Source organism: Providencia sp. LY12 (assembly GCF_057621555.1).
Map to the genome: position 1 here is coordinate 1,743,168 of NZ_CM172594.1, position 22,054 is coordinate 1,765,221.

Consider the following 22,054-nt stretch of genomic DNA (forward strand, 5'->3'; position numbering starts at 1 on the left):
ACGAAATGAAAAATCCAAAATTAATAGTAAAGCCTTTCGCTAAGAACGGGCAGAAAAACGTCATTCCTGAAAACTATGAAACTAGCATGGATTCCAACCAAGCAACGTGGGATCAGGGTTTCGGGCAAATCACAATGCTACCTGTCGCAGCGGGCGGTTTGCCACCAAAAGGGCAGGACTTTAACGGAATTCTAAATCAGATTTCAGAGAATATTGTTTACCAATCCCAAGGTGGTCGCTTTAAGTTTTCACCTGAATACGCCGAGTCCATTGGTGGATATCCGAAGGGGGCAATACTTCAGTCCGATGACGAAAAGAAAGAGTATCAAAGCTTAATCGATAACAACAAAGTTAACTTCAATACAACATCCAATATATCCGCATCGTGGGAGCTGGTTGGATCTAAGTACGCGATTAAAACCGAAGTTGATTTAGCGTTACTGAAGAAATTCGATAAAGAGAACATCTCTGGAATACTAGGTAACGATCAAAGTAAGGTTCCCAGCCTTGGCTTATTGACCACTGAAGTTGGAAAGCTACAACCAAAAGGAAATTATCAGCCGGCTGGGGATTACGCTACAAACTTAGCATTATCCAATGGATTGAACGGGAAGTTAGATAAGGCAGGTGGTACAGTAACAGGTGCAATTTTAGTTAAGTCTTCAAAAGAAGCCATTTCAATACAGTGCGTGAATGAAGAAATTGCTTCTTATTCTATAAAAAATTCCAATGGCAGTCTCGCAGCATATTTTGGATATGGCAGTACTGCATCACCAAACAAACTTCAAATTATAAATAGTCGCAGTAACACAAGCGTGACAATTGACGAAGGAAGAGTCGCAGTCAATGGAAAAGAGTTGATGGATGTTGGTTTGTATGGCTTTGGTGGGCGCGGAGTTACATTATCAACCGCTAATGATACTGAGGTGCTTTCATTACTGAGAAATGTTGATACTCCATCGCAAATACTGAGCTCTAGAGAAGTTGCTAGCCAGTATTTTCCCGGCAATTACTCAGCTTCACTTTATGCTAGAGGGAATGATTCATTCACTTTATTTGCTGCAAGTTGTTTTTCTGATGATGTCATTGTCACTGCGGGTAACAATGCAGGAACTCGATTAAAAGTCCTCAAATTAATGACAAGTCAGAATTTAGCTCAGGAATTGGGCGGTAGTTCTACTTCTGCTATCAGTCAGAAAGCGGTTTCAGACTCGCTGTTTGGGCGAGGTAAATATATTGATGTGACTTCTCAACGAAGCTCCGGGGTTACTTATACTAACACAACAAAAACACCGAGATTTATCTCGGTAATCATCACAGGAAATGTAATGAACCCGCAAATTAGCTTTATTGTTGATGGTGTACAGACGGCTTTCTCTTACAACTCAGCGGGAGAGGCAAGAACGGGGGGAGTATGCATAATCCCAGCGGGCTCAACTTACTCGTTTACAGCGAATGCGAGTGTTAAAGTTATGGAGTTAAACTAATGATACATTTCAAAAATAAAGATAATGCCGTATTTGCATATACAAAGTCAGATTTAACTCAAGTTGAGAGAGCTAGTGAGCTTGAAAGGTTGATTCTAGAGATTGAACCCACTTATAGCGATGTAGCTGAGGAGTTGCAAGAAGCATCAATTGAATTACAAGAGGTATTAAATCAGCGCAATGATGCACGGGTGCGGCGCGAAGATATCCTGATTAATGCTACTGACGACGTTGAAAACGTTAAAGAATCAATTACAAAACTTGATGAAGAAATTGCTCAATTAGATTTAATTATTATAGATAAACAAGAGCAACAAAGTCATGCTCAAATTGCATTCAATACAGTACAAGATGAATTTGAACCTTTAAAAAATGAATACGCTGAGATTCTCCCCGTTTTCTTTGATATCAGAGAGCATCTGAAGGCATTGAAGAAAATGACAGATAAAGAGGTTGAAGCATACATAAACCCGCCAATCTCAAAAGAGCAATACATCGCAGAAGCAGAAATGCAAAAGCAACTATGTGCGGAGGATGCAGAAAAAAACATCACTATTTTAGAGCGTAAAATGAGGCTGAATATGGCAACGGCCGACGATAAAAACAGTCTGACTGCATGGGAAATTTACAGCATTAACATTGCTGATATCGACACTTCACTAGCACCAGACATCAACTGGCCACAAAAACCTTAACTCTCTTTGTTGTACTCATACCCCTGCGGAAATCGCTTGCTCAATTCTCTGTAATGAACTAAACGCTCACGAAAATACTCGCGCAAGTGTTCGGGTTGCTGTCGCTCGACTTCAACATCAATAACTGGCTTGCCGAGTCTTTCGCGATAAGCGACGCCGGAAGCGGCTAAATCGACATTCACTTTGTCTTTATCTTCTTTTGGTAGTTCTGCGAGATTGTGCATGATGGTTTCTTGTGGGGGAATGAATGGCCTGAGTATAGCACGGAGGGAAAATCACTGTGACGAGCTGTACCGAAATTGTGACGTGAGGATGAGAGGATCTGTGCATGGGGCATATTTGGGGCAAAAAATTACCGCAAATGAACTCGAACTATCCAGCAGTTCTAAATCAGCTTGCGGTAATTGTCTGTATTTCCACGCTGTAACGCGAATATGCTAGCTTACTTGTTTGTATGCCGTCATATCATGTCAATGCCAGTGTGATTATTATTCTTTAATATTTATGTATTGATACGAAACGCAGGCAATGCCTGCGTTTTTTATTTGTTTTTAAATGGCGAAGTAAGCATCAATAAATAAGTTAATCTATTATTATTTCCTTCTGTCATTTTTAATATAACTATTTCTTACTCATGTAGGATGAATGGGTAATACACTAAACTAGTGTTTACTTTATGGGCTCAATAATAATGGGTATATTATGAATGATAATAATATTAGTGAAAATCACGGGCGAGATAATGTTATCAATAAAAAGGAGTACGAAAGTGTTATTAAAAAAGGTGCGTTCTTTATATTAAATAGTAGCGGTGAAACTGTTAATTCTATTGTTGTTAGTTATTATTCAGGATTGAAAGGTAATAAAGCGATACAACGAATTGATAAGCTAGAACATTTGGAAATGGCTGAGTCTGGATGTGAGTTTACATACACGGTAATGGCATGGAGTCATACGGATTATTGGGATGTTGATTTCAAAATATCAACAGGAAAAACTATATCTTATAGAAAACAAGCCTGTAATATACGATATTGGGATAATGGAATTGTGATTATTAATATAGTAAAAGATTTTAGGTTATTTATAAAGTTCTCAAATTCAGGTGGTTGCCATAATTAATTTTTTAATAAAAACTGGAGGCAAATGGATAACGTAATAGAAAAATCACTTGCAACTAACCATACTGGTTATTTCTATGTGATGAACTGCTCTTTGCAGGAGCTAAAGTCTGTTAGTGTCACGCATTCTACAGATTATCCTCATAGTATGCTTAATATTACTGCTGATTACAGTAATCTAAAAAATATGAGCACAACTAAATTAGGACATTCATTTCCATATGAGACAGGTTTTTTATCTCATTTTGATTACTGGACTGTTGAAATAGAAACAGTATCTGGGTACAAATATAAAACTAATGACTATTTTCTTTGTAATTTAAATTTCGACGATGATGGTTTTGTATATATGGCTATTCTTCCCGATTTATCAGTCCATACTATTTTTTCTTACTCATCAGGGTGTGTAAATCATTTGAAAAATAACTTCACAAAATAGGATTTATATCATGAAGAAAAAAATAATTTTATTAGTCTGTGTGTTGTCTTCAAGTTTTTCAATGGCAAATAAGAATATTATAAATAAGGCATTTTCAGATAATTGTAATGCCTATCTCAACAAAGAAAAAAGAATTTCCACTATCACATTAGGTGAGCAAGATGTATTTAATAAAAGGGCTTTTTTTACAATAACTCTACGTGATGGAGATGCGGATACAAAGGAAATATCTATATTGGAATCGGTTGGGAACGAGTATGGTAGAGCAATGTTCCAGCTTATGAATACTGCATATTTATCAAATTCAAATATTAAAATAACCAGCTGTTCATCAAATAAAATCAGTGCAGCATCAATATCCTATAAATAAAATGTAAATTGTTTTGATAGTAAGAGGGTAATTATTACCCTCATTTTTATAAGTCGCTTAGATATTTCTGATTAAAAATAGGTTTACGTTATACATCAGGAAGTTCTATCCAGTATTTTGACTAACCAAAGCCCACTTTGCTTCATGGCGTAGCCAAATAAAACGCCGACAATAAGTGACGGGATAGTCAATTGCCAATTTCCTTGTGCTGCAAAGGTTGCACAGGCACCAATAAAGGTTCCTGGAATATAGGCAAACCACGATTTTTGGGCTTGAAAACACATTATAAAAGCGATAACAGTGGTCACAAAGTAGCCTGCAAAATTAGGCAGATCATGGGTGAGTTTATCGCTATGAATAATAACTAATCCCCAAACAACACCACTTAGCGCTGTTAATGCTGTCACCAGCAAACCCTTCACACCATCTTTCGGATAGGCAAAATAAGCGGTACATCCTAAAAATCCAGCCCAACTGATCAAGCCAAATACATCAGCAACCCATGCCCATAACCCAGAAAGAATAGCAGTCGTTAATGACAGAGAAAAAAGTAGTTTCACAATGATGACTTTATAAATAAGAATTTGAGAAAGCAGAGCATTGTATAGAGGGATTTTAATTGTTGCAATTAAATGATGGATAATCAGCACAGAGAAAAGACATAATGTATGAGTTAAAATTGAGAACGGTGAATTAAATTCAATTTTGGAAAATTGAATAGGGATATTGATAATTAATCGTTAAATAAAAATTAGCATCAATTTACATTGATGCTAATAAATATGGCGAGAAGAATAAAGATAGTTATTGGTTAAAGATTACCAACCGTAAGCAATACCTGCACCGATAACGGCTCTATCCGAGTTATTCCAAGAAATAGAACTACGCAGATTTAAGTTTTGCTTAACTTGATACTGAGCTCCAGCTGCGATGGCGTTACCGTTTTTAAAGTTACCTAAGCCTAATCCAGCGCTAAAACGTGTATTTGTGGTGTAAGGAATATTGGTCATTGCTGCAACTGAAGCAATACCAGCATTTGCATCACGAGCCGTTTGGTGGATTTTACTTTCCATTTGGTCAACTCGGGTATTTAGTTTTTTAAGCTGTTGTGTCTGAATTTTTTCTTGTTTATCAATTTTATCAAAACGATCAATATTAAGCATTTGTTGATTACGTAAAATTAAATCAGCATGGGCTTTGCTATTTTTTTCTGCATCTTCAATTAATTGGCTTGTAATTAGATCACTTTCTTTAATGTCTTTATCGAGCTTTTCTATGGCAATATTCAGTTGTTTGGTATCTGTTTCATGTTTTTTGTTTGTGTCATCAATTAATAAAGTCGTAATCGCTTCACTTCTAAAAACTTCATCATCAACATATTTTTTATTCTTCATTTCACTATCATTAAAGTTTTTTTCTAAATCAGATAAAGAGCTTTGTAATTTCTTAATGGAATTTCCTTTTTCAGCTATGTTTTTTTCTTGATTGTTATTTTCTTGGCTTAAATTATTAATAGACATGTTTAATAAATTAATTGCATAATTATTATCTTCGATTTTATTCTCTAAATGAGCAAGGTTATTTTTTGGGGTGCTGGATAGAGGGTTTGCTGATATTGATGAGTCAGTTAAAGTAATAGGGGGTAAGCTAGCAGGTTCTTTTTCATTTAATGTGGATAATTTTTTAATTAATGGTGATGATGTTTCGATTGCATACGCCAGAACATCAACAACAGGCGTCATGCTTTCGGCTATCTCAGTATATTTATTAATATTATCATTAAGTTTTTTAGCATTTTCTAACTCAAGAGTGGTTCTATTATCCTCATGTCGATGCTCAGGGTAATCATAAGGGGCATTTATAGCATCTTGATAGTTATTAGCTATTGCGAATGATTGAGTAGATAATGAAGAGACTATAGCTATACTAACAACACTTAATAGTTTTTTTTTCATAACGAAATATCCATATAACGTAAAAATGAATAAACATCAAAATTTATATAAGTTGATGTTTATGATCGGGAGGGAATAATAAGAGATATATTTTGGTGGGTAAAATCTGTTTTTTAATTAAATTAATTCGGGAAAATCGTGTTGGATTAAGATTAGTACAATAGAATTGATGATGGGAATGAAGTGTAATTCTGGGATGCTTTAAAGTAATTTAAAAATTAATTTTTATCAAGCTAATAACTGAGAAATAGGGGAATATTAAATACATTCCCCAATCATGGTATAAGCTATTTCTTCACTTTATGGACGATATCAAAATATTTGGTTTTATCATCCTGTGATGGGTAAATTCGGTAAGTATATTCTTCCGGTGTCACGGTCACGTTTTCAACTACACGAGTAAACAGGACTTCACCTTTGTCATCTTTTGCAGTTAATGAGCGGGTTTTACCATCTTCGCTGAATGACCAATCACCCTGCATTTTTGGCGCACCCTCAAGGGTTAGCATCTTAAAAGTACCATCAGGGTAATACTCTGCAAGTCCAAAAAAGTTCGCCACTTGTTTATCTGTTGCAGGCACCTCTTTTTTATCTTGATCGACAGCTTGAGTGGTTACCCAGACTTTATCAATCATAATCTCTTCATAGGCATTGGCTTTTTTTGCGCTAACAGCTTGTTTTGCAACAGGCGCTGTTGAGTTAGCTTGAGCCGTAAAAGCAGCAGTGGTGGACATCACAATCAGGGCGGCAATAATCGGTTTTAATTTCATAAGAACTCCATTTATTAAGATTAGAAATGTGAGTAACAAAATCGAACAGGTCTTCATCATTAATTAAACAGCGAGCAAAGCAAAGGTAAGAATTATGATTAATTATTAAAAATGTAAGCTTACGTTGGGTTATGTATTCAAAGAAAATAGGCATCAGCAAACAAAACTCGGCTTATCCCATGTAATTTTTCTGTTAAAAACAGTATTAAATAGAAAGTCGAAATAAAATTATAGCTAAGCTATCTAATCAGTGTTAATTCAGATTTATATTTTGGTCGGTTTACCATGAAAAATTTACAAATACTTGTTTATACGGATTGTCTGATCTCAATCAAATACGTTGGATTTTGCCTGTAGAAAGGGGTTATACGGAGAATTTTCTGGTGATTTCAGATGTATTTTGTCTTAGATCATGTTATTTTTCTGTGAAATTTTCATCTCCAAGCCACTTTGCCATTTTTTGCATCTTTTGTAGGCAAAAAAAGGGCGATACTTTAACTTATAGGTTTAAGTAAAAACACATGGGCTTGAGTAAAAGTAATTGAATCAACAGGATTTTAGCTATGGCAGTAAGAGAAATTATTGAAATTCCAGATGAAAGATTGCGCATTCAGTGCAGTCCTGTTACGGATTTCGCATCAGTACAAACATTGGTCGATGATTTAATTGAAACCATGTACAGCACTGACAACGGTATTGGGCTGGCGGCAACGCAAATCGCTGAAACCAAAGCCATTATGGTGATTGATATTTCGGAAGAACGTAATCAGCCAATGGTATTTATCAACCCACAAATTATTGAGAGCGAAGGGGAGACGAGCTATCAAGAGGGTTGTTTATCTGTACCAGATGTTTACGCTGATGTACCACGCTTTTTGCGTGTGAAGGTGAAGGCGTTTGACCGTGACGGCAAGGAGTTTGTTGTCGACAGTGACGAGTTTTTAGCGATTGTCATGCAACATGAAATTGACCATTTAAACGGTAAAGTGTTTATTGACCACTTATCCACGTTAAAGCGCAATATGTTGTTGAAAAAGCTTAAAAAGCAGCAGAGATTAAAACAGCAGTAAAGGTTAAAATAACAGTAAATCCCGTCTATTTTACGGCTTCCCGAGACCCAACAAGTGTGATTCGGGGAGCTGCTATTGTGTTCTTGGTGCCAATTGAGTTGTCCTATTAAGTTAAGCGTCAGGTTAACTGCCTGACACTTTACCGTTTACTCGAGAGGTTTAATAACCCTTGGAGCATCGGGTTGATCAAATTGGCCGTAGCTATTATTCAACACCTTTTGTTGGTCGAGCTGTTTGATTTCTTTACTTAAAAAATTCAAATGATTTTGTAAGTGTTCTTTTGTCACTCGTTCGTTTTCAATGATCTGGTGTAGTAACTGCACAAAGTCGTCAGTAATAGGTTGTTCCTGCTCACATTCTTGAGTCAGAGCCGTTAAATTCTCAACGGCAAGGACATATTCAGTTTCTCGGGAGATTAATGACTCCCATTCCCCTGATTGTGCGAGCGAAACTAAGTTTTCACTTAATATTAAGACATTACGATATATTTCAAGTAAATAGAGAGGATTTTTATTGTCCACCTGGTTATCTTTCATCCACATTTGCACCGATTTGTTGCCATGCAGAGGCGATATCGGAGAGTAATTGGTAAACTTCTTGGACATAAGTCACGTTGTTTTCTATGTTGGCGCGGAGCAATTGCCGCGTCATGTATTCATACAAACTTGCTAAATTTTCAGCAAGTTCGCCACCAGCCTCGTAATTTAGCGATTGTTTTAATCCCGTGTCAATGATGTCGATTGCTTTTGAGATTTCTTTACCCTTTTCAGCAATGTTTCCCTGCTCCATAAAAATTTCCCCCCGTTTAAGGGCACTTAAGGCCCCTTTAAACAGGATTTGGATCAGTTGATACGGGGTCGCATTGGCGATTTCACTCTCCAAACTGACCTGCTGATAGGCTTGATTAGCTTTACGTTGATACATGCGGTTAACCTAAAAGTCTGCCTAATGAATTAGTCGTACTATTTAATGAACTCATCATCTTATCGAGGTTTTGGAATTGACGACGATAGATATCCATGGTGTTTTCAATTTGTTTATTGGTTTGCTCGATACGTTTATCGATACTTTTCTTTTTTTTCTGTACACCATCTGTGGCGTTATGCAGAGTACCTTCTTTGCTATCTAAGGTTTCTTTTAAGAAATTAAAGTTCTCAGTGGCAAATCCAGTTTTTTCACCATCACCAGCAAAGAATGTTTTTACGCTTGATGGGTTCTCTTTTAGGGCGGCATCGAATTTTTTATTGTCGATTTCTAACGTACCGTCCAGTTTTTGCTTAATCCCCATTTTATTCAGCAGGTTTAATTCTCCGCTATCTTGTGAGGTGCGTACTTGGGTACGTAAAGTGCTTTGAATTGCGCGTAAAGTGGAATCACCAATTAATGGGCCATTGGTTTTATCCGGTGCTGTGCCTTTTTCGGTCGGGGTATATTTAGTAAGTTCTTTTGCTAAGGTTTGGAACTCATTATAGGCATCCACCCACGCTTTAATTTTAGCTTTAGCAGGCTCAATATCTTCAGAGATAATTAAATGGTCTGATTTACCATCTTCACTCTCTTTCTTTAAAGACAGAGTTAAACCAGGAAATAGGTCTTTGGCTTCGTTGGTTTGTGACTCAAGGTCAAAGCCGTCGATATTTAAGAGTGCATTTTGCGGTGGAACTTTTTGTTCCATACCACTACTGGCTTCATCCACAATCGTGACTTTACCATCGACCAAGGTTGACTCAACATTCAGCACTTTTGCTAATTTATCATCGCCGTCAACACTGATGCTCATACGGCTATCAGTACCTGCTTTTTTCGCGGTGACAACGAGATGGTATTGGTTATCTTTATCTTTAATAACGGAAGCAGAAACGCCTTTATCCGCTTTGTTGATAGCATCGGCAATTTCAATTAATGAGGTACTCTCATTATCGAGTTTGATAACAATCTTATCTTTTGCTTCTTTTTGCGAAGGTTGGGTAATGGTGATGGTACGCTCTTTGGCATCACTACCCAGTAATTCTTTATTATCACTGTGCCCTTTAGTGGCAATAGTTTGCGCTTTAGCCAGTTGGGTGACTTTAATATCATGTACACCAGCAACCGCTTTACCATCGGTTTTCACATCAAAAGATTTATATTCACCACTCACTTTGGTGGTGCTGATATCTTCGTATTTTTTGAGATCTTCCGCCGCTTTTTTCAGTTTTTCTAATGAAGATTGCATTTTACCAAATGCACTGATTTGCGCATCATAGCTGGCTTTTTGCTGTGTTAATGGATCGAGGCGGCGCTTTTCCATTGCCTCTAATTGGTCCATTTGCACATTTAAGTCTAAGTTAGCCCCGATACCAAGTGTGGATATGCCTGCCATAAATCTCTCCTGAATATAAACCCTGAAAATAAATTCGTATTTAGTCCTTTATCGGCGAATTGGGGAAAAATATTAGACTATTCTGCGAAATAATAATGGAAGGAGTTAAACCGTAAAAAGCAGGTAATTAGGCTTATTGAATAAAAATGATAAGGATACTAACCATAATCGAAGAGTTTAATAAAAAATTTTGGGTGAAAAAAGCTGATTCCAGTGCGCTTTTGCCAATAGACGTGAAAAATTTTTATAAAAATGGCTAAAGGGGTTTTGGGTGCCGCCGATAATGTATTTGCTGACAACATTTACCGAGTTAAGCCAGCGTGCTTAATCGACTATTAAGATAAAAAGGACATACATTATGGCACAGGTTATTAATACCAACATTCTGTCTCTGACTACTCAGAACAACTTAAACCGTTCACAAGGCGTACTGGGTACTGCGATTGAGCGTTTATCTTCTGGTTCACGTATCAACAGCGCAAAAGATGACGCTGCGGGTCAAGCAATCGCTAACCGTTTCACTGCAAACGTTAAAGGTTTAACTCAAGCAGCACGTAACGCAAACGACGGTATTTCTATCGCACAAACCGCTGAAGGCGCAGTTAACGAAATCAACGATAACTTACAACGTGTTCGTGAATTGACTGCTCAAGCACAAAACGGGACTAACTCTAAGAGCGACATCGAGTCTATCAATAAAGAAGTTAAAGCTCGTATGGAAGAAATTGACCGTATCTCTGAACAAACTCAATTTAACGGCGTAAAAGTATTAACTCAAGACACTAAAATGAGCATTCAAGTCGGTACTAACGATAATGAAACTATCTCTATCGGCCTGAAAAAAATTGACAGCGGCACTTTAGGTTTAACTGGCTTTGATGCAGCAAGCAAAGGCGATATGGGTAAAGAGATTGATTACACATCCGCTGACTACAAACAAACTACAGGTCTGCCAGTTGATAAAGCTCAAGTAACTACTGCTGCTAATGCATTGACTGTTGGTGGTCAACCAATCACAGGCGCTAAAGTTTTCGAAAAACTGGACGCTGATGGTAAAGCATCAAAAACAGAAGTTTATATCACTGGTAAAGACAGCACAGGTAAAGACGTTACTTTAAAAGCAACACAAGCGATTACTGCTGGTGCTGATGAACAACCAGGTCCTCCTGTAGTTCCAGCAACAGCAGCTAAAGTAGCATTTACTGGTGCAACTGAACTTACAGAAGCAGAGCAATCTGCAATGAAACCATTAGAAACTTTAGACAAAGCATTGGCTCAAGTTGATAGCTTCCGTTCAGACTTAGGTGCTATCCAAAACCGTATGCAGTCTACTATCAACAACCTGAACAACTCTGTTAACAACCTGAGTGCAGCACGTAGCCGTATCCAAGATGCTGACTTCGCTACAGAAGTTTCTAACATGAGCCGTGGTCAGATTCTGCAACAAGCAGGTACTGCTGTGTTAGCGCAAGCTAACCAGGTTCCACAAGGTGTTCTGAGCCTGTTACGTTAATTCGTGATCGAGCTTTTTATTGAAAGACCAGCTTTGCTGGTCTTTTTTTTTGCCCATTATACTTCGCGCCACAGCGTTGTTGACTTCAGTCGCTCACCCGAATCACGTACTCATGTACGCTCATCGGGATAATCTCCTTCGTCGCCTAGCTGCAACACGAATTATTTAGGGCGCGTTTTGGCATTGTTAAGGTCAAAAACAAGGTCAAAAACAAGGTCAAAGGCAAGGGAAAGGTCAAAAGAAAAAGCAAAAAATAGACTCAAAAAATATTGGGCTCCATCAAATTTATTTAGGATAAAAAGAATAACGGCTGATTTAGTGCCTTACTCTGCGGATTGAAATTACGCGTAACACAGATAATGGCTACCTTTAGTTAAAACTTGAAGGGTGATTCAGGTTGTGAGTGATTTATATACTGCCGAAGGTGTCATTAATAAAAATAGCCTATGGGAGCGTTATTACCCTCTAATACGCCATGAAGCCCTGAAACTGCAAGTCCGACTTCCTGCCAGCGTTGATATCGATGACCTAATCCAAGCGGGTGGCATCGGACTACTCCACGCATTAGAACGTTTCGATGCCTCATTAGGTGCCTCTTTTGCCACTTACGCCGTACAGCGGATCCGCGGATCTATGCTCGATGAACTGCGTAGCCGTGACTGGGTTCCCCGTAGCGTCCGTCGCCAAGCGCGAGAAATGACCAAAGCCATTGGTGAACTTGAGCAAAGCCTTGGTCGCAGTGCCACAGAGCCGGAAATTGCCAAGGCGCTGGATATCGATCTATCGGAATATCGCCAAGTGCTGCTAGATACCAACAATAGCCAACTGTTCTCCTACGATGAATGGCACGAAGTGCACGGGGAAAGCTGCGAACCTTCAATGGATGAAGACGATGGCGGCAACCCACTGAGTTTACTGATGGAATCCAGCCTAAAAGATCAAATCGTGGCGGCGATAGAGCAATTGCCTGAGCGCGAAAAAATGGTGCTGACGCTGTATTACCAAGAAGAACTGAATTTGAAAGAGATTGGTGCGGTGCTGGAGGTGGGGGAGTCACGGGTGAGCCAATTACACAGCCAAGCCATTAAGCGTCTTCGTTCTAAGTTGAGATCGTAGCTCGTCATACTTCGAACCACAGCGTTGTTGGCTGCTCTCAGCTACCCGAATCACATACTTATGTATGCTCATCGGGATATCTTCGCTTGCCGCCTAGCTGTGAATTCGAATTATTTAGAGCTATGTTTGGGTAAGGGCAAAGTCAAAGGCAAGGGAAAAACCAGAATATTTTAAGATTTCATTTTGTCTAGAAAGTTTTTGGCGGAAATATGCCATGTGTTGGGGCAGGGATTGAAGCCGAGTTTGGGGTAGGTGTTTTGGGAATCGGGGGTGGAGCGAAAAATTAAATGACACTCGGGGGGAAGCTCCTCGGCGGTTAGGCGCAGCAAATGCTTACCGACACCTTGGTGAAGATACTGTGTATCTACCGCGATTTCAGAGATATAGCAGCAAAAACTAAAATCCGTGATCGCGCGAGCGAAACCCACCACTTGCCCATCCACCCAAGCACTGATCAACAAATCCGCATTATTTAACATCGAATCCAGCAACGCGACATCGTCAGTGGGCACAAACGTATCCAGTAGGGATTGCTTCAATAAATTCAAAAAATCATCCACCGAAATCGAATGGTTCACTTTATAGGTGATGTGGCTATTCACTGGCTCCATGTCATTCCCTCTTAAATAAAAACGCTAATATAGTTTTAGCTCGAAATCATGAAAATTGCCTGTTTTTCTTTGTATTTTTGCGTAATGACATCGAGCGTTTTGATAGGGAATAGTGGAATCAATAAATAAAAATGCAGAAATAGTCACTATAGGTATTAACAAATAGTCAATCAATTGATTTCATAATTAATTTACAATAAGTAATTGATAGATAATAAATTATAAAAAATCAAAAATAGATTTTATACACCAATAGGTTGTAAGTGAATATAATGCCAAATTATGCATTTACAGTAGGTATCCATATGTTCAAAAAGGTTATTGTTGTCTTTTTTCTTGTTTTCTGTGCTCCTTTTGGCTTTGCCACCGACTTGTCATTTAAAGAAAAATCACCCGTTGATCGCCTATATCATGAAAACTACCAAGGAGTGGACTCACTGCGGGAAGAGCAGAAGTTCAAATTTGACCCTAAATTAAAAATTGCTCAGCAAGATCGTAGCTACCAATCGCTACTCGAACAACGGGATGAAGATGAAAAGTCCTTGCTCAATCACATCCGCCCTTGTGATATCAACCCAACGGCAGCAGGCTGTCCGGGGCATTTATCGTGGATGAACAACCCGCGCGAGCTTCAATCCATGCTAGAGCAAAAATATCAGAATGAATAATTAGTATTTCCCGTGTTGCAAACAGAAGGCGCTTTTTGAGCGCCTTTTATATTGTTTAGATAATCAGCTCCGTATCAATTTCCTTCGGGAAAGGTCAATGTTGCTCCCGGTGCTTCGCGGCTTAAATGAATAAAATTCAAATGCTTTTCATACTGGTCGAGGATATCGCTGATCACCTGCTCTTTGGTGTAGTCCATTAAATCGTTGGCTTGGGTGCCTTCCCACAAGTAAGTCTCAAGGCGGTAATAGTGGGATTTACCGGAGCGAGCGCGGTAGGTAAAGCTTGGCACCGTGTAGCGGCGTGGCCAAATTTGATAGATAAAACTTTGCTCTTCTTCTAAATCGACCACTAACTCTAAATGGTTAAGTCGCTCTTCTTCGGCAAGAGGATAGATCGCAAATTCCACCTTCGCGCCACGCAATTCCAATTCTTTAGCTACATCTTGCATCGCAGGAATACAGACTAAATCTAACATCCGTTGGGTATAGGTGGTGCCTGGGAAATTCATCACGCGTCCCAGACGTTGTTTCCACTTAATGGGCTCATTACCATACAGCGGCGCAGGGGCATTGGTATTAATGGCACTGACGCGGCGATAATCTTCAAACCGTAATGACTTATACAGCCCCGCCATAATAAAGAAGATTACAAAACTAAACGGCAGCCCCATAATCACGGTGGTGTTTTGCAGTGCGGGTACCCCATCGGTCATTAACATTCCAAGAGTGAGTAAACCAATGGCAACTGACCAGAAAACCCGTAGCCAATTAGGTGAATCACTGTTTATATCGCTCAGTTTGGAGGTGAAATTCCCCAGCACTAGTGAGCCAGAATCTGCGGACGTCACGTAAAATAGTAAGCCTGTAATGGTGGCAACGGAGGCGGTTAATCCAAACCCCGGATATAACTCGAGTAGGGAATAAAACCCTTTTTCGGGGGCCTCTAATACCGTTTCAGCCAACGCTTTGTTGCCATGAATAATTTCATACAGAGCGCTATTACCAAAGATAGATAGCCAAAGTAGCGTGAAAACAAACGGGATGATTAGCGTGCCAATCACAAATTGGCGAATGGTGCGCCCACGGGAAATTCGTGCCAAAAACAGCCCAACAAAAGGCGACCATGCTACCCACCATGCCCAGAAAAACAGCGTCCAGCTATTCATCCAGTCAGTCGGCCTATCAAATGCAAAACTGTTCAGGGTCATGCCCATAAAACGGTTCACATAATCCCCAACGTTGAGCACCAGCGCATTGAGCAGAAATTCGGTATCACCGACAAAGAGGATAAACAGGATCAGCCCCAAGGCCAGTAACACGTTGAGTTCCGAGAGAATGCGGATCCCTTTATTGACCCCCGATGTGGCGGAAATCACCGCCATGATCACCGAAAGGAAAATCAGTCCACCTTGCACCGTTAGCCCTTGGGGAAGGTCAAACAGTACTTTTAGCCCGTAGTTGAGCTGCACCACCCCAATACCGAGGGTGGTGGCGATACCGAAAATCGTCCCGAGCACGGCGGCAATATCGACGGTATGACCAATCGGTCCGTTAATTCGATTACCAAAAATCGGATATAGGGCAGAACGGATGGTTAATGGCAAATTATATCGATAACTAAAGTAACCGAGCGCAATGCCCATCAAGGCGTACATTGACCAGCCCGTGAGTCCATAGTGAAACAGTGTCCACACCATCGACTGACGAGCCGCTTCAAGGGTTTCGCCTTCACCTGTTGGCGGTAACATATATTGAGTGACCGGTTCAGCCACCGAGAAAAACATCAAATCAATGCCGATCCCCGCGGCAAACAGCATCGCCGACCAGCTGAGCAAACTAAATTCCGGTTTGGATTGTTCCGGTCCCAGTTTGATGTTTCCAAAGCGCGAGGTGGCGATAAAAATCACAAAAACGATATACAAGGTGGCGGCAAGTAAGTAATACCAGCCGAAGGTTTTTGACACCCAACCCAGTGTTGCAACAATCCATTGATTTGCGGTGTCAGTCATCAGGATGGTGAAAAAAGAAAACGCCAGTATTAAGGCAGCGGAGGTAAAAAAAACAACGTGATTAAGTTGGTCTTTCTGCCCATTTTTTGGACTTTTTGAATTTGTCATTGGCAGTTCCACAGTTTTATCTGGATGAAAATTTAAAATTAGATTATTTACTAACATATTGAATTATTAGTAAATATTTAAAATTTCACGGGTATCTCCTTGAGTTATTTGTAAATGAATTGTTGTAAACAATAGTTAATATTGATTGAACATTCAATTAAAAAATCGTTTAATGAATGGGTTCAATGGTCTTATTAGGTCTTCATGCCATGCCGAAAATAGGCGTTCAATCGATACGTAAACAGCAGTTAATTCAGGCCACTTTAGCTGTCATCAACGAAGTGGGAATGCAAGAAGCCAGCTTTGTGCTGATCGCCCGTAAAGCGGGGGTGTCTACTGGGATTATTAGCCACTATTTCCGTGATAAAAGCGGTTTATTGGAAGCTACTATGCGCCATATTCAGTATCAACTCGGGTTTGGTATTGCGATGCGACTCAGATTGTTGAGTGGTGAAAATCCTAAAGCGCGAATTCAAGCGATTGTGGAAGGGAACTTTGACTCGACTCAAATTAGTGAAGCTGCAATGAAAACGTGGTTGGCATTTTGGGCGAGCAGTATGCATCAGCCAAATCTGAACCGCTTACAGCGGGTGAATGACCGTCGCTTATATTCAAACCTGAGCTATGAGTTTGGACGAGCTCTAAGTCAACCTGCCGCACGCCGTGCTGCTAAAGGTTTGGCTGCCTTGATTGATGGATTATGGCTACGTAGTGCGCTGAGTAATGAGTCTTTTCCTGTGACGGAAGCGCTCAGCATCACTAACGAATATATCGATATGCAATTGGCACGAGCAGGAGACCATTCGACCTAACTATTTTTCAAAGGAGACGTTATGCAACATCCACCGATTCATAAGCTTTACATTCATGGCGGATATGTCGACAGTTCACAACCAGAATGCGGGCAGTTTGAGGCAATAAACCCAGCCAATGGCGACGTGATTGCACATTTGCAGTCAGCTAGCATCGACGATATTCACTGGGCGGTGGAAAGTGCAAAACAGGGGCAAAAAATTTGGGCGGCAATGACTGCGATGGAGCGCTCACGTATCTTGCGCCGTGCCGTGGATATTTTACGTGAACGTAATGATGAACTTGCCTATTTAGAAACCCTCGATACGGGGAAGCCACTTTCTGAAACGCGTTTTGTGGATATTGTGACGGGCGCGGATGTTCTTGAATACTATGCAGGATTAATTCCGGCTCTAGAAGGGCAGCAAATTCCGCTACGTGAAACCTCGTTTGTCTATACTCGCCGTGAACCATTGGGGGTTGTTGCGGGGATTGGCGCATGGAACTATCCCATTCAAATTGCGTTATGGAAATCCGCACCGGCACTGGCAGCAGGTAACGCCATGGTATTTAAGCCCAGTGAAGTTACCTCATTAACCGCATTAAAGCTGGCGGAAATCTACACTGAAGCGGGCTTACCTGCGGGGGTGTTTAACGTGGTCACGGGAATGGGCGGTGAAGTGGGGCAATGGCTAACAGAGCATCCTGATATTGCCAAAATCTCATTTACCGGCGGCGTCCCGACAGGGAAAAAAGTGATGTCCAATGCCTCTAGCTCAAGCCTTAAAGAGGTCACTATGGAGCTGGGCGGGAAATCACCGTTGATTATTTTTGATGATGCTGATTTAGACAAAGCCGCTGATATCGCCATAATGGCGAATTTTTACAGCTCTGGGCAAGTATGCACCAACGGGACGCGGGTATTTATCCCTGAAAACCTGAAAGTCGCTTTTGAGGCTAAAATCGCGGAGCGCGTTGCTCGCATTCGTATCGGCTCACCAATCGATGAAAATACCAATTTTGGGCCTTTGGTCAGCTTCAAGCATCTAGACAATGTGCTGCGCTATATCGAGATTGGCAAGGCGCAAGGGGCGAACGTGCTATGTGGCGGTGAGCGTCTTATGACGGGATCGCTGGCAAACGGCGCATATGTGGCTCCGACGGTGTTTACTGATTGCACAGATGAAATGCAAATAACCCAAGAAGAGATTTTTGGCCCTGTGATGAGCATTCTAAGCTACCGTACAGAAGATGAGGTGATTGAGCGAGCAAATCATTCTATTTATGGTTTAGCCGCTGGGATTGTCACGCAAGATCTCGCTCGTGCTCATCGCGTTATTCACCAATTGGAAGCGGGAATTTGCTGGATCAACACTTGGGGAGAATCCCCTGCGCAAATGCCAGTGGGAGGTTATAAACACTCTGGTGTCGGGCGTGAAAATGGTCTGGTGACGCTACAAAATTACACTCAAATCAAATCCATTCAAGTTGAACTCGGAGAGTTTTCATCCATTTTTTAATCACTTAATTTGACTGAAACAGAGGAGATAACAATGGTCTATGACTACATTATTATCGGTGCTGGTTCAGCCGGTAACGTTCTTGCTACCCGCCTGACAGAAGATACTGATGTTACTGTGCTGCTCCTTGAAGCAGGAGGACCGGATCACCGGTTCGATTTTCGCACACAAATGCCAGCGGCATTAGCATACCCACTTCAGGGGCGCCGTTATAACTGGGCGTATGAAACAGAGCCTGAGCCTCATATGAACAACCGCCGTATGGAATGTGGGCGCGGTAAAGGGCTTGGGGGCTCTTCATTGATTAACGGCATGTGTTATATCCGCGGAAATGCCATGGATTTTGATGGCTGGGCGCAAGCTCCGGGGCTAGAAGATTGGGCTTATGCCAACTGTTTGCCGTATTTTCGTAAAGCTGAAACCCGCGATATTGGTGGAAATGATTACCACGGCGACCAAGGTCCCGTGAGTGTGACGACGCCAAAACCCAAAAATAATGTGCTATTCCACGCGATGGTTGAAGCCGGTGTTCAAGCGGGTTATCCGAAAACGGATGATTTAAACGGTTATCAGCAAGAGGGGTTCGGTCCGATGGATCGTACAGTGACGCCAAAAGGTCGTCGTGCGAGCACAGCCAGAGGGTATCTAGATCAAGCTCGTACCCGTAAAAACTTGACGATAGTCACTCATGCCACCACGGACACTATTGAGTTTGAAGGGAAAAAAGCAGTTTCTGTGAAGTATCATTTAGGTAAACATCAGCAAGTGCATGTGGCGAAAGCTCGCAAAGAAATTTTGCTATGCGCCGGGGCTATTGCCTCCCCTCAAATTTTGCAGCGTTCCGGTGTTGGCCCTAAAGCGGTATTGGCGCAGTTTGAGATCCCTCCCGTTCATTATCTGGAAGGGGTTGGGGAAAACTTGCAAGACCATCTGGAAATGTACCTACAGTATGAATGTAAGCAACCTGTTTCTCTGTATCCCGCATTGAAATGGTTTAATCAACCGATGATTGGAGCGCAGTGGCTATTTAAAGGCACTGGCATTGGGGCGAGTAATCAGTTTGAGGCGGGCGGGTTTATTCGCAGCAGTGAAAAGTTTGCATGGCCAAATATTCAATTTCACTTTCTGCCAGTGGCGATTAACTACAACGGTAGCAATGCGGTGAATCAACACGGTTTTCAGGCGCATGTGGGTTCTATGCGTTCACCTAGCCGAGGTCGAGTGCAGATAAAATCTCGTGACCCGCATCAACACCCTAGCATCCTGTTTAATTACATGTCTTGTGAGCAGGATTGGGAAGAGTTTCGTGCCGCAATTCGTATTACGCGGGAAATTATGGCTCAACCTGCGTTAGACCCGTATCGAGGTGAGGAGATTAGCCCCGGTAAGCACATTGTCACTGATGAACAACTTGATCAGTTTGTGCGAGAAAGTGCGGAAACGGCGTTTCATCCTTGTGGAACGTGCAAAATGGGCTCGGATGCTATGGCGGTTGTCGATGGTGAAGGGCGTGTTCATGGGGTTGATAACCTGCGAGTGATTGATGCATCCATTATGCCGCTGATTATTACAGGTAATTTAAATGCCACTACTATTATGATTGCGGAAAAAATAGCGGACAAAATTCGCGGTCGAGAGCCATTAGCACCCAGCCAGGTTCCTTATTTTAAAGCGGGTAGTCAGGCGGTTAGAACGGGCTAAAACGTGGTTTATGGGTGACGTATTTTATGGGTGAAGGAACGTCCTCACCCTTTGTAGATGCCTATTCGCAATGGCCGGTAAATTCTTTATACGCATTCCATGTCTGCGTTGCATACATAACTGAAGGGCCTCCCCCCATAAAAATGGCAACAGCTAAAGTTTCAGCAAGTTCTTGCTGGGTGACTCCTAAATCGACCAAAGTTTTTGTATGAAAGGCAACGCAGCCATCGCAGCGATTGGCAACCGCAATACCAATCGCAATCAGCTCTTTGGTTTTTTTATCTAGATCTCCCTCTGTCGAGGCCGCTGCAATTAAGTTAGAAAAATGCATCATGACTTCAGGAATAAATTCAGCCAGCTCCGGCATGGTTTGCAGTAGGTTTTGATTGATTTCAGTAAACTTTGACATTGTTTCCTCGTCTTACATTATTTAATTTAATAATATATATTTTAATATAATGTAAGAATAACATTAAGCAAGGCAAATATTCGAAATAAGATATAAAATAGATTTATACTTTTTATTTAATAAAGGATAGTTTATTGAATTGAAAGGTTCATATTTGGATGTTTGATCTGAAATTTAACGCTATTGGTGTCAATTTGACAAAAAAATCCTCCAAACGAAGGAGGAAAATAAATATTAAGCGAGATTACTTATATAACACTAATTTTGTATTTACCAAAGCTGACCAGCTAATAAAAATGATCATAATTTGCTATATGAAAAAGGAATATAAACTGAAAATAATATGGCAAGTGTGAATATTAACGGACAGAATTAACCAGCCATTGTAAATAATTATCCTCAACTTGGTTAGGATCTAACCGAATTAATTCAGGGATTTCATAGGGATGAATTTCCTTGATTGCATCAAATAGTGCTTGCTGATTACCAATCGTGCTTTTTATCAGTAATAGAATTTCATTATCTTCCGTCACATTTCCTTTCCACAAATAGACTGATTTCATTTCTGGTAATAGTGAAACACAAGCAGCAAGGTGGTTATTCAACAGGTACTGTGCAATTTTTATGGCACTTTCTTGGCTATTAGTCGTGCTTAAAATGATGCAAGGTTGTTGCTGGCTCTTATAATGAGTATCGTCAAATGTCATTTTAATCTCCTTTATTTAAAGGGCTTATTTAAATGAGTAGCCTGATTCATTTTAGTCTAGCTGCCCATAAGAAAACGTAGCCACATAATGATACAAATAGAGAAGTACGTGATTAATGTGGGAGTGATTATTACTGATAACGATTATCTTATTGGGTAATGAATTGGCTGCCCATGAGATAGCAATATATTTACCCTAATAGCTTAAGGCTTGAGCTAAATAATTTCATTAATCAATTAGCCTGGTTGATTTTCATTCGCTCTACTAAACGAAAGTAAATCTATTTACAAGGGGCTTTATTGCTATTCTTGATTAATTATGAGTAATTCGATTCAGCATTAAGTTTTAGATAGGTAAATATCAATAATTATTGAATTTTTGTATATTAATTGAGTTTTGGGAAATATTTTAATATTTAATCGCTTTAATCCGATGGAAGAATTAGTGACGTTTTTATACATAACTGTTACTCGTTTTTATTTTACAGCCACTTTTAACTCACTTTAAGGGAGTGTGACTGTTTGTGAATTTCAATTACATTTTGTTACATAATAGCTTGAAATTCATATGAAACTCAGTAACCAAATGATAACGATCAATATTTTCAGGTGATTATTTGCTAACATCGACT

Annotated in this window: 23 protein-coding genes; 12 read left to right on the plus strand and 11 right to left on the minus strand. The window is 40.3% G+C overall.

Going from position 1 to position 22,054, the window contains the following annotated elements:
- Positions 1-5: 5 nt before the first annotated feature.
- Together ACY3ZI_RS08175 and ACY3ZI_RS08180 are read left to right on the plus strand one after the other, a co-directional pair.
- Complete coding sequence (locus ACY3ZI_RS08175; protein WP_487377014.1) at positions 6-1,487, plus strand: hypothetical protein; 1,482 nt, start codon at positions 6-8, stop codon at positions 1,485-1,487.
- Positions 1,487-2,182 carry a tail fiber assembly protein gene (locus tag ACY3ZI_RS08180; protein ID WP_487377016.1) on the plus strand — a complete coding sequence of 232 codons (696 nt, stop codon included), beginning with the start codon at positions 1,487-1,489 and terminating at the stop codon, positions 2,180-2,182. Before ACY3ZI_RS08175 ends, ACY3ZI_RS08180 begins: the two co-directional genes overlap by 1 nt.
- Here the strand turns inward: ACY3ZI_RS08180 and ACY3ZI_RS08185 are convergent.
- Positions 2,179-2,406 carry a DNA polymerase III subunit theta gene (locus ACY3ZI_RS08185; RefSeq protein WP_487377018.1) on the minus strand — a complete coding sequence of 76 codons (228 nt, stop codon included), beginning with the start codon at positions 2,404-2,406 and terminating at the stop codon, positions 2,179-2,181. The two genes, ACY3ZI_RS08180 and ACY3ZI_RS08185, sit on opposite strands and share 4 nt — an antisense overlap.
- 478 nt (positions 2,407-2,884) lie before the next feature.
- Between ACY3ZI_RS08185 and ACY3ZI_RS08190 the strand changes: the two genes are divergently transcribed.
- The 3 genes from ACY3ZI_RS08190 to ACY3ZI_RS08200 are packed head-to-tail and all read left to right on the plus strand — an operon-like array spanning position 2,885 to position 4,112.
- Positions 2,885-3,304 carry a hypothetical protein gene (locus ACY3ZI_RS08190; RefSeq protein WP_211885239.1) on the plus strand — a complete coding sequence of 140 codons (420 nt, stop codon included), beginning with the start codon at positions 2,885-2,887 and terminating at the stop codon, positions 3,302-3,304.
- 24 nt (positions 3,305-3,328) lie between these two features.
- On the plus strand, positions 3,329-3,742 hold the full coding sequence (locus tag ACY3ZI_RS08195) for a hypothetical protein (RefSeq protein WP_211885240.1): 414 nt from the start codon (positions 3,329-3,331) through the stop codon (positions 3,740-3,742).
- A 10-nt stretch (positions 3,743-3,752) separates the two neighbouring features.
- Positions 3,753-4,112, plus strand: coding sequence for a hypothetical protein (locus ACY3ZI_RS08200; RefSeq protein ID WP_211885241.1), 360 nt, complete (start codon positions 3,753-3,755; stop codon positions 4,110-4,112).
- Positions 4,113-4,207: 95 nt separating this feature from the next.
- Here ACY3ZI_RS08200 and ACY3ZI_RS08205 read toward each other — a convergent pair whose 3' ends face one another.
- The 3 genes from ACY3ZI_RS08205 to ACY3ZI_RS08215 form a co-directional block, all read right to left on the minus strand.
- Positions 4,208-4,672 carry a DUF1097 domain-containing protein gene (locus tag ACY3ZI_RS08205; RefSeq protein WP_487377021.1) on the minus strand — a complete coding sequence of 155 codons (465 nt, stop codon included), beginning with the start codon at positions 4,670-4,672 and terminating at the stop codon, positions 4,208-4,210.
- Between the two features lie 258 nt (positions 4,673-4,930).
- Positions 4,931-6,067 (minus strand): YadA C-terminal domain-containing protein, encoded by a 1,137-nt coding sequence (locus ACY3ZI_RS08210; RefSeq protein ID WP_487377023.1) that lies wholly within the window; start codon positions 6,065-6,067, stop codon positions 4,931-4,933.
- Between the two features lie 287 nt (positions 6,068-6,354).
- Positions 6,355-6,837, minus strand: a complete 483-nt coding sequence (locus ACY3ZI_RS08215) for a DUF4822 domain-containing protein (protein ID WP_108479070.1) — start codon at positions 6,835-6,837, stop codon at positions 6,355-6,357.
- Between the two features lie 563 nt (positions 6,838-7,400).
- Here ACY3ZI_RS08215 and def point away from each other — a divergent pair.
- Positions 7,401-7,907, plus strand: coding sequence for a peptide deformylase (def, locus tag ACY3ZI_RS08220; protein WP_036951367.1), 507 nt, complete (start codon positions 7,401-7,403; stop codon positions 7,905-7,907).
- A 146-nt stretch (positions 7,908-8,053) separates the two neighbouring features.
- Here the strand turns inward: def and fliT are convergent, their stop codons facing one another.
- From fliT to fliD, 3 genes are read right to left on the minus strand one after another with little or no spacing between them, the layout of a single operon-like run.
- The gene (gene fliT / locus ACY3ZI_RS08225) at positions 8,054-8,443 is read right to left on the minus strand and encodes a flagellar protein FliT (protein ID WP_487377027.1); all 390 of its coding nucleotides are present in this window, start codon (positions 8,441-8,443) and stop codon (positions 8,054-8,056) included.
- Complete coding sequence (gene fliS / locus ACY3ZI_RS08230; RefSeq protein WP_006657543.1) at positions 8,433-8,831, minus strand: flagellar export chaperone FliS; 399 nt, start codon at positions 8,829-8,831, stop codon at positions 8,433-8,435. The genes fliT and fliS overlap by 11 nt, the downstream gene beginning before the upstream one ends.
- A gap of 4 nt (positions 8,832-8,835) precedes the next feature.
- On the minus strand, positions 8,836-10,269 hold the full coding sequence (gene fliD / locus ACY3ZI_RS08235) for a flagellar filament capping protein FliD (RefSeq protein ID WP_487377029.1): 1,434 nt from the start codon (positions 10,267-10,269) through the stop codon (positions 8,836-8,838).
- A 358-nt stretch (positions 10,270-10,627) separates the two neighbouring features.
- Here fliD and ACY3ZI_RS08240 point away from each other — a divergent pair, with 358 nt between their 5' ends.
- Positions 10,628-11,782: a FliC/FljB family flagellin gene (locus ACY3ZI_RS08240; RefSeq protein WP_487377031.1), complete on the plus strand. Its 1,155-nt coding sequence runs from the start codon at positions 10,628-10,630 to the stop codon at positions 11,780-11,782.
- 399 nt (positions 11,783-12,181) lie between these two features.
- Positions 12,182-12,898, plus strand: a complete 717-nt coding sequence (locus ACY3ZI_RS08245; protein WP_225575015.1) for an RNA polymerase sigma factor FliA — start codon at positions 12,182-12,184, stop codon at positions 12,896-12,898.
- A gap of 170 nt (positions 12,899-13,068) precedes the next feature.
- On the opposite strand, the gene ACY3ZI_RS08250 is transcribed toward ACY3ZI_RS08245, so the two are convergent.
- Positions 13,069-13,509: a GNAT family N-acetyltransferase gene (locus ACY3ZI_RS08250; protein WP_487377034.1), complete on the minus strand. Its 441-nt coding sequence runs from the start codon at positions 13,507-13,509 to the stop codon at positions 13,069-13,071.
- A gap of 305 nt (positions 13,510-13,814) precedes the next feature.
- Here ACY3ZI_RS08250 and ACY3ZI_RS08255 point away from each other — a divergent pair, with 305 nt between their 5' ends.
- Positions 13,815-14,177, plus strand: coding sequence for a hypothetical protein (locus ACY3ZI_RS08255; protein WP_230083176.1), 363 nt, complete (start codon positions 13,815-13,817; stop codon positions 14,175-14,177).
- A gap of 74 nt (positions 14,178-14,251) precedes the next feature.
- Here ACY3ZI_RS08255 and ACY3ZI_RS08260 read toward each other — a convergent pair whose 3' ends face one another.
- Entirely contained in the window at positions 14,252-16,294 is a 2,043-nt protein-coding gene (locus ACY3ZI_RS08260) for a choline transporter (protein ID WP_132494687.1), read from the minus strand.
- 209 nt (positions 16,295-16,503) lie between these two features.
- On the opposite strand from ACY3ZI_RS08260, the gene betI reads away from it, so the two are divergent.
- From betI to betA, 3 genes are read left to right on the plus strand one after another with little or no spacing between them, the layout of a single operon-like run.
- Positions 16,504-17,106, plus strand: coding sequence for a transcriptional regulator BetI (gene betI, locus ACY3ZI_RS08265; protein WP_211886382.1), 603 nt, complete (start codon positions 16,504-16,506; stop codon positions 17,104-17,106).
- A 21-nt stretch (positions 17,107-17,127) separates the two neighbouring features.
- Positions 17,128-18,606 carry a betaine-aldehyde dehydrogenase gene (gene betB / locus ACY3ZI_RS08270; RefSeq protein WP_487377036.1) on the plus strand — a complete coding sequence of 493 codons (1,479 nt, stop codon included), beginning with the start codon at positions 17,128-17,130 and terminating at the stop codon, positions 18,604-18,606.
- 33 nt (positions 18,607-18,639) lie between these two features.
- A complete protein-coding gene (gene betA / locus ACY3ZI_RS08275) occupies positions 18,640-20,307 on the plus strand; it encodes a choline dehydrogenase (protein ID WP_211885246.1) in 1,668 nt (555 codons plus the stop codon).
- A 61-nt stretch (positions 20,308-20,368) separates the two neighbouring features.
- Here the strand turns inward: betA and ACY3ZI_RS08280 are convergent, their stop codons facing one another.
- A complete protein-coding gene (locus ACY3ZI_RS08280; RefSeq protein WP_211885248.1) occupies positions 20,369-20,716 on the minus strand; it encodes a carboxymuconolactone decarboxylase family protein in 348 nt (115 codons plus the stop codon).
- A gap of 359 nt (positions 20,717-21,075) precedes the next feature.
- Complete coding sequence (cutA, locus tag ACY3ZI_RS08285; RefSeq protein WP_211885249.1) at positions 21,076-21,423, minus strand: divalent-cation tolerance protein CutA; 348 nt, start codon at positions 21,421-21,423, stop codon at positions 21,076-21,078.
- Positions 21,424-22,054: the final 631 nt, after the last annotated feature.